The following is a 6,743-nucleotide window of genomic DNA, read 5'->3' as shown; positions in this document are numbered from 1 at the left end:
ATGCCATCGATGCCAGACATCCAGACAGACTCTCCGACGGACGACTTCCCATGCAAATGCGCAAAATTCCCGTAACCGTGGTGACGGGCTTCCTTGGCAGCGGCAAGACCACGCTGCTGCGTCACATCCTCGAAAACGCCTCGGGCCGCCGCATCGCGGTGATCGTCAACGAATTCGGCGAACTCGGCATCGACGGCGAGATCCTGAAGGGCTGCAACATCGGCTGCGAAGAGGGCGCGGAAGCGGCCGGCCAACTGTACGAACTGGCCAACGGCTGCCTGTGCTGCACGGTGCAGGAGGAGTTCTATCCGGTCATGGAGGCGCTGGTCGAGCGCCGCGAGCAGATCGATCACGTGCTGATCGAAACCTCGGGCCTCGCGCTGCCGAAGCCGCTCGTGCAGGCATTCAACTGGCCGTCGATCAAGAACAGCTTCACCTGCGACGCGGTGATCACGGTGGTGGACGGCCCGGCCACGGCCGCCGGCCAGTTCGCGGAGGATGTCGACGCCGTGGACGCCCAGCGCCGCGCCGATCCGAACCTCGACCACGAATCGCCGCTGCACGAGCTGTTCGCCGATCAGCTCTCGTCGGCCGATCTGGTGATCGTCAACAAGACCGACCTGCTCGACGCGAGCCAGTTCGAGGCCGTCGAGGCGACGATCCGCGAGGAGATCCCGGCGCACGTCAAGATCGTGCGCGCGCAGCGCGGCGAGCTCGATCTGGCCACGCTGATCGGCCTGAACGCGGCGTCCGAGGACACCATCCACCTGCGCCACGACCATCACGGCTCGGCGGACGACGCCGATCACCATCACGACGAGTTCGATTCGGTGGTGGTGGAGGCGCGCGTGAGCTCGCGCGAGGCGACCATCGCCGCGCTGCGCGCGCTGGTGGACCAGCACACGATCTATCGCGTCAAGGGTTTCGCGGCGCTGCCCGACACGCCGATGCGGCTCGTGATCCAGGGCGTGGGCGGCCGGTTCGACAGCTATTTCGACCGCAAGCTGCAGGACGGCGAGGGCGGCGCGAGCCGTTTCGTGCTGATCGGCGAGGATCTCGACGCGGCCGAACTGCAGCGCGCGTTCGTGGCCGCGCTCGGCACGGCCGTGCAGGCCGCCTGACGCGGGGCGAGCCGAACGATGCATTTGCTGCGCACCACGCCCGGCGGTTTCGTCGACGACACGCAGGGCGTGATCCGGATCGATCAGCAGCCGGCCGAGATCGTGATCCTGAGCTCGGCCGACACCACGCTGTCGCTGCTCGCCAGCGCGGTGCCGCAGCTCGGCGAGGGCTTTCCGAGCGTGCGGCTCGCCAACGTGACGTTCCTGCGCCAGCCGGCGTCGGTCGATTTCTACCTGGACGACGTGCTCCAGCACGCGCGCGTGGTGGTGATCGACCATCTCGGCGGCGAGGCCTACTGGCCGTACGGGATCGAGCAGGCGGTAGCGCTGGCCGAACGGCGCGGCCAGCAACTGGCGATGTTCTCGGGCGACTTGCAGGAAGATCCGAACCTGATCGCCAAGAGCACCGTCGATCCGGCGCTGTGCCGCCAGTGGTGGCGCTATCTGCGCGAGGGCGGCGCGTTCAACGCGCAGGCGCTGTTGCGCAGCATCGCGTTTCACGCGCTCGGCCACGGCGAGGAGCCGGCGCCGCCGCGCCCGCTGCCGGCCGCCGCGCTCTATCACCCGGCCAGCGAACCGGCCACCGTCGACGACTGGCGCGCGCGCTGGACGCCCGGCGCGCCGGTGGTGGCGATCCTGTTCTACAAGGCGCACTGGCAGGCCGCCAATACGGCCGTGTTCGACGCGCTGATCGAGGCGCTCGAACGCGACGGGCTCAACCCGTTGCCGATTGCCGTCACCTCGCTGAAGGACGCCGTGAGCCGCGAGGTGATCGCGCGGCTGTGCGCGTCCGAACAGGTGGCGCTGGTGCTCAACACCACGGCGTTCGCGGCCGGCGCGATCGACGCGCCCGCGGCCGTCGAGCTGGCCGGCGACGCGCCCGTGCTGCAGGTGATCCTGTCGGGCGGCAACCGCGAGGCGTGGCTGGCCGATCCGCAGGGGCTGCACGCGCGCGACATCGCGATGCACGTGGCGCTGCCCGAAGTGGACGGGCGCATCGTCACGCGCGCGGTCAGCTTCAAGGGGCTGGCCTATCGCTGCCCGCACACCGAAGTGGACGTGGTGCGCTATCAGCCCGACGCGGAGCGGATCGCGTTCGTGTCCGAGCTGAGCCGCCGCTGGTGCCGGCTGCGCACCGAGCCGAACGCGGGCAAACGGCTCGCGCTGGTGCTGGCCAACTATCCCATGAGCGAAGGGCGGATCGGCAACGGCGTGGGGCTCGACACGCCCGCGTCGGCGCTCGGCATCCTGGCGGCGCTCGGCGCGGCGGGCTATACGCTGAACGGCGCGCTGCCCGAATCCGGCGACGCGCTGATCGCGCGGCTCACCGAGGGCGTGACCAACGACGCCGATGCGAGCGCGTTGCGCCCGGCGTTTCAGAGCCTCGCGATGGCGGCTTACCGGCAGCGCTACGACCGGCTGCCGACCGAGGCGCGTGCGGCGATCGAGGCGCGCTGGGGCGCGCCCGAGCAGGAACCGGCGCTGCGTCACGGCCGCTTTCCGATCGCGGGCTGGCGCTGCGGCAACGTGTTCGTCGGCATCCAGCCGGCGCGCACGCGCGAGGCCAACGATTACGCCAGCTATCACGACGCCGAGATCGTGCCGCCGCACGCCTATCTGGCGTTCTATTTCTGGCTGCGCGACGCGTTCGCGATCGACGCGGTCGTGCACGTCGGCAAGCACGGCAATCTCGAATGGCTGCCGGGCAAGAGCGTGGCGCTGTCCGAATCCTGCTGGCCCGATCTGATTCTCGGGCCGCTGCCGCATCTGTATCCGTTCATCGTCAACGATCCCGGCGAGGGCAGCCAGGCCAAGCGCCGCGCCCAGGCCGTGATCGTCGATCACCTGATGCCGCCGCTCACGCGCGCCGAGAACTACGGGCCGCTGCAGGATCTGGAGCGGCAGGTCGACGAGTATTACGACGCGCTGATGGTCGACGCGCGGCGCGCCAGGCTGCTGCGCAAGACGATCCTCGACACCATCGTCGAGCACCGGCTGCACGAGGAGCTGAGCCTCGCCGCGCCGTCGGGCCGCGACGACGAGGATGCGCTGCTCACGCGCGTCGACGCGTGGCTGTGCGAACTGAAGGAAGCGCAGATTCGCGATGGGCTGCACACGTTCGGGCGCTCGCCCGAGGGGCGGCAGCGCCGCGACACGCTGCTCGCGCTCGCGCGCTTTCCGGTGGGCGATGGCCTCGGCGCGAACGCCGGGCTGATCGCCGCGCTCGCGCGCGACCTGCAACTGGGCGCGGCGTTCGATCCGCTCGCGGCGGATTGGGCCGCGCCGTGGGACGGGCCGCGCCCGGCCGAACTGTTGGCAGTCGACGCGACGCCGTGGCGGCACGCGGGCGATACGCGCGAGCGGCTCGAACTGTTCGCGCAGCGGCTGGTGGCTGGGCTCGACGATGAGCAAGGCGGGCGTGGCGAGGACATGGTCCGAGCGGTTGCCGGTACGGCGGGTAGCGCGACGCAGGGTGGCGCTGGCGACGTTGCGCGCAACGGAGCAGCCGACACGGCGAACGGCGCGGCTGATTATCCGGTCGACGACGCGGCCGACAATGCGGCCGACGACGCAGCAAACAACGCGGCAAACGACGCGGCAAACGACGCAGCAAACAACGCAGCAAACAACGCAGCAAACGACGCAGCAAACGACGCAACAAACGACGCAACAAACGACGCAACAAACAACGCAGCAAACGACGCATCGGCAACGCTCGCGGCGCTGCGCGCCGTCCCCGAGCGCTGGCCGCTCACGCTGGCCGTGCTGTCGCGCATCGCCGGCGATCTCGCGCCGCGGCTCGACGCCTGCGGCGCCGACGAGCTCGGCCATCTGCTGCGCGGCCTCGACGGCCGCTTCGTGCCGCCGGGGCCGAGCGGTTCGCCGTCGCGCGGCCGCCCCGACGTGCTGCCCACCGGCCGCAATTTCTATTCGGTCGACACGCGCGCGGTGCCCACCCAGGCGGCCTGGACGCTCGGCATGAAATCGGCGCATCAACTGGTCGAGCGGCACCTGCAGGAGCACGGCGACTATCCGCGCGCGGTGGGCCTGTCGGTCTGGGGCACGGCCACCATGCGCACCGGCGGCGACGATGTCGCGCAGGCCTTCGCGCTGATCGGCGTGCGGCCGAAATGGGCGCACGGCAGCCATCGCGTGACCGATTTCGAGATCCTGCCGATCGAGATCTTCGACCGGCCGCGCATCGACGTGACGCTGCGCGTGTCGGGTTTCTTCCGCGATGCGTTCGCGAACCTCATGCACCTGTTCGACGCGGCCGTGCAGGCCGTGGCCGACCTCGACGAGCCGGCGCACCTGAACCCGATCCGCGCGCGCGTGCAGCGCGACGCCGCGGCGCTGGCCGCGAGCGGCGTGGCCGCCGACGAGGCGCGGCGGCGGGCCGTCTGGCGCGTGTTCGGCGCGCGGCCGGGCAGCTACGGCGCGGGCTTGCAGGACCTGATCGACCAGCGCAGCTGGCAGACCGACGCCGATCTCGCCCAGGCCTATCAGGCCTGGGGCGGCTACGCGTATGCGCAGAACAGCGCCGGCGAGGCCGCGCAGGACGCGTTCGGCGCGCGGCTCGCGACGATCGACGCGGTGGTGCAGAACCAGGACAACCGCGAGCACGACCTGCTCGATTCGAACGACTACTACCAGTTCCAGGGCGGCATGGCCGCGGCCGTGCGGCATCTGTCGGGCCGTCAGCCGGCGCTGTATCACGGCGACCACAGCCGCCCCGACACGCCGCGCATGAACACGCTCAACGAGGAGATCGCGCGCGTGATCCGCTCGCGCGTGGTCAATCCGAAATGGATCGACGGCGTCAAGCGGCATGGCTACAAGGGCGCGGCCGAGCTGGCCGCCACCGTCGATTATCTGTACGGCTATGACGCGACCGCGCGCGTGGTGTCCGATCATCAGTACGCGCTGGTGACCGACGCCTACGTGCACGACGCCGATACCCGCGCGTTCCTGGAACGGCACAATCCGCACGCGCTGCACGGCATCTGCGAGCGGCTGCTCGAAGCGATCCAGCGTGGCCTCTGGCAAGAGCCGGGCACCCATCGCGAGCGGCTCGAGGCGCAACTGCTCGCGGTCGAACAGCATCTCGAAGGAGCGCGGCGATGAGCCAGCACGACACGCATCCCGGCGGCCTGCCGCCGTTTCCGTTCAGCGCGCTGATCGGGCAGGCCGATCTGCAACAGGCGCTGCTGCTGGCGGCGGTCGATCCGGCGATCGGCGGCGTGCTGGTCAGCGGGCCGCGCGGCACCGCGAAATCGACGGCCGCGCGCGCATTGGCCGAACTGCTGCCCGAAGGGCGCTTCGTGACGCTGCCGCTCGGCGCGTCCGACGAGCAGGTCACGGGCACGCTCGACCTGGCCGGCGCGCTCGGCGAGAACGCCGTGCGGTTCGCGCCGGGGCTGCTGGCGCGCGCGCATCTGGGCGTGCTGTACGTGGACGAGGTCAACCTGCTGGCCGACGGGCTGGTGGACGTGCTGCTCGATGCCGCGGCGAGCGGCGTGAACACGGTCGAGCGCGACGGCATCTCGCACACGCACGCGGCGCGCTTCGCGCTGGTCGGCACGATGAATCCGGAGGAGGGCGAGCTGCGCCCGCAGTTGCTCGACCGCTTCGGCCTGATGGTCGAGCTGGCCAATTGCCGCGATGCGGACGAGCGGCAGCGGATCGTCAAGGCGCGGCTCGCGTTCGATCTCGACCCGCACGCGTTTCGTGCGGCGCGCGAGGCGGAACAGGCGGCGCTGGCGGCGCGCATTCGGCGCGCGCGCGAGGCGCTGCCGGGCGTTGTCGTCGACGATGCCGTGCATGCGCGCGTGGCCGCGCTGTGCATCGAGGCCGCGGTCGACGGGCTGCGCGCCGATCTCGTGATGCTGCGGGCGGCGCGCGCACTGGCCGCGTTCGACGGAGAGACGGCGGTTGGCACCGCGCATGTCGAGCGCGTGGCCGAATCGGTGCTGCGCCATCGCCGGACGGCGGCGCAGCCACCGCAGACGCCGCAGCGGTCGAACGACTCGGGCGACGCGCAGGCATCGTCCGATCCGCGCGGCGCGGCGGCGGATTCCCCGGCTCAAGCCAACGCCAACGCCTCGCAGGACGGCGACTGGGGCTATCTGCCGCCCGAACCGGCCGGCTTCGTGCCCGTGAAGGGCGTGATCCCGCTACCGCTGCCGTCAAAAAAACGCTGAGCCATCGAACGGATGCCCCCGCCGCGCCAGGCAGCGGGGTTCGATGGCAGCACGGCACCACTCCCGCACGGCGAAGCCGAGGCTTGCCCGGCCCGCGCATCGCGTGGCCGGCTACGCTTGCGGCCCGTCGCGGCGCGCCGCTGGCCGCCGAGCATCTGCGGTTCCGCCCGCGTGCCGGCACGCCGCGCGCATTCCATTGTTTCGTGCTCGATTGCTCGGCCTCGATGCTCGACGGCGGCCGGCTCGCGCGCGCCAAGGGCCTGCTGGCGGGATTGTTCGACGCCGCTGCGCGCGAGCGGGCCGAGGTGGCGCTGATCTGCTTCGGCGCGGGCGGGGCCGTGCGCCGCTTCGGGCCGGCCGTGCCGCGCTGGTGAGGTCGGAAGAGCGTCGGGTAGGGAACGAGGGTTGGTGGCCGGGTCGA

General features: G+C 71.1%; 3 protein-coding genes and 1 pseudogene. All 4 read left to right on the top strand.

Annotation, left to right across the window (positions count from 1 at the left end; all coding sequences use genetic code 11):
- Nucleotides 1-50: 50 nt before the first annotated feature.
- Complete coding sequence (gene cobW / locus G3N92_RS29015) at nt 51-1,121, top strand: cobalamin biosynthesis protein CobW (RefSeq protein WP_206131015.1); 1,071 nt, start codon at nt 51-53, stop codon at nt 1,119-1,121.
- An 18-nt stretch (nt 1,122-1,139) separates the two neighbouring features.
- Nucleotides 1,140-5,246 carry a cobaltochelatase subunit CobN gene (gene cobN / locus G3N92_RS29010; RefSeq protein WP_206131014.1) on the top strand — a complete coding sequence of 1,369 codons (4,107 nt, stop codon included), beginning with the start codon at nt 1,140-1,142 and terminating at the stop codon, nt 5,244-5,246.
- Entirely contained in the window at nt 5,243-6,322 is a 1,080-nt protein-coding gene (locus tag G3N92_RS29005) for an ATP-binding protein (protein ID WP_206131013.1), read from the top strand. Before cobN ends, G3N92_RS29005 begins: the two co-directional genes overlap by 4 nt.
- A gap of 83 nt (nt 6,323-6,405) precedes the next feature.
- Nucleotides 6,406-6,693 (top strand): annotated as a pseudogene (locus tag G3N92_RS29000) (magnesium chelatase); the annotation flags it as partial.
- Nucleotides 6,694-6,743: the final 50 nt, after the last annotated feature.

It is taken from the genome of Burkholderia sp. Ac-20379, from assembly GCF_017104645.1.
In the GTDB taxonomy this organism is placed as follows: Bacteria; Pseudomonadota; Gammaproteobacteria; order Burkholderiales; family Burkholderiaceae; genus Burkholderia.
The sequence above is the reverse complement of the archived record's forward strand: the minus strand, read 5'-3'. Positions and strand labels throughout refer to the sequence as shown.

What these genes read in the sequence shown, in the direction of transcription:
- cobN (WP_206131014.1), top strand. Translation starts at nt 1,140, where the DNA reads ATGCATTTGCTGCGCACCACGCCCGGCGGTTTCGTCGACGACACGCAG.
- G3N92_RS29005 (WP_206131013.1), top strand. Translation starts at nt 5,243, where the DNA reads ATGAGCCAGCACGACACGCATCCCGGCGGCCTGCCGCCGTTTCCGTTC.
- cobW (WP_206131015.1), top strand. Translation starts at nt 51, where the DNA reads ATGCAAATGCGCAAAATTCCCGTAACCGTGGTGACGGGCTTCCTTGGC.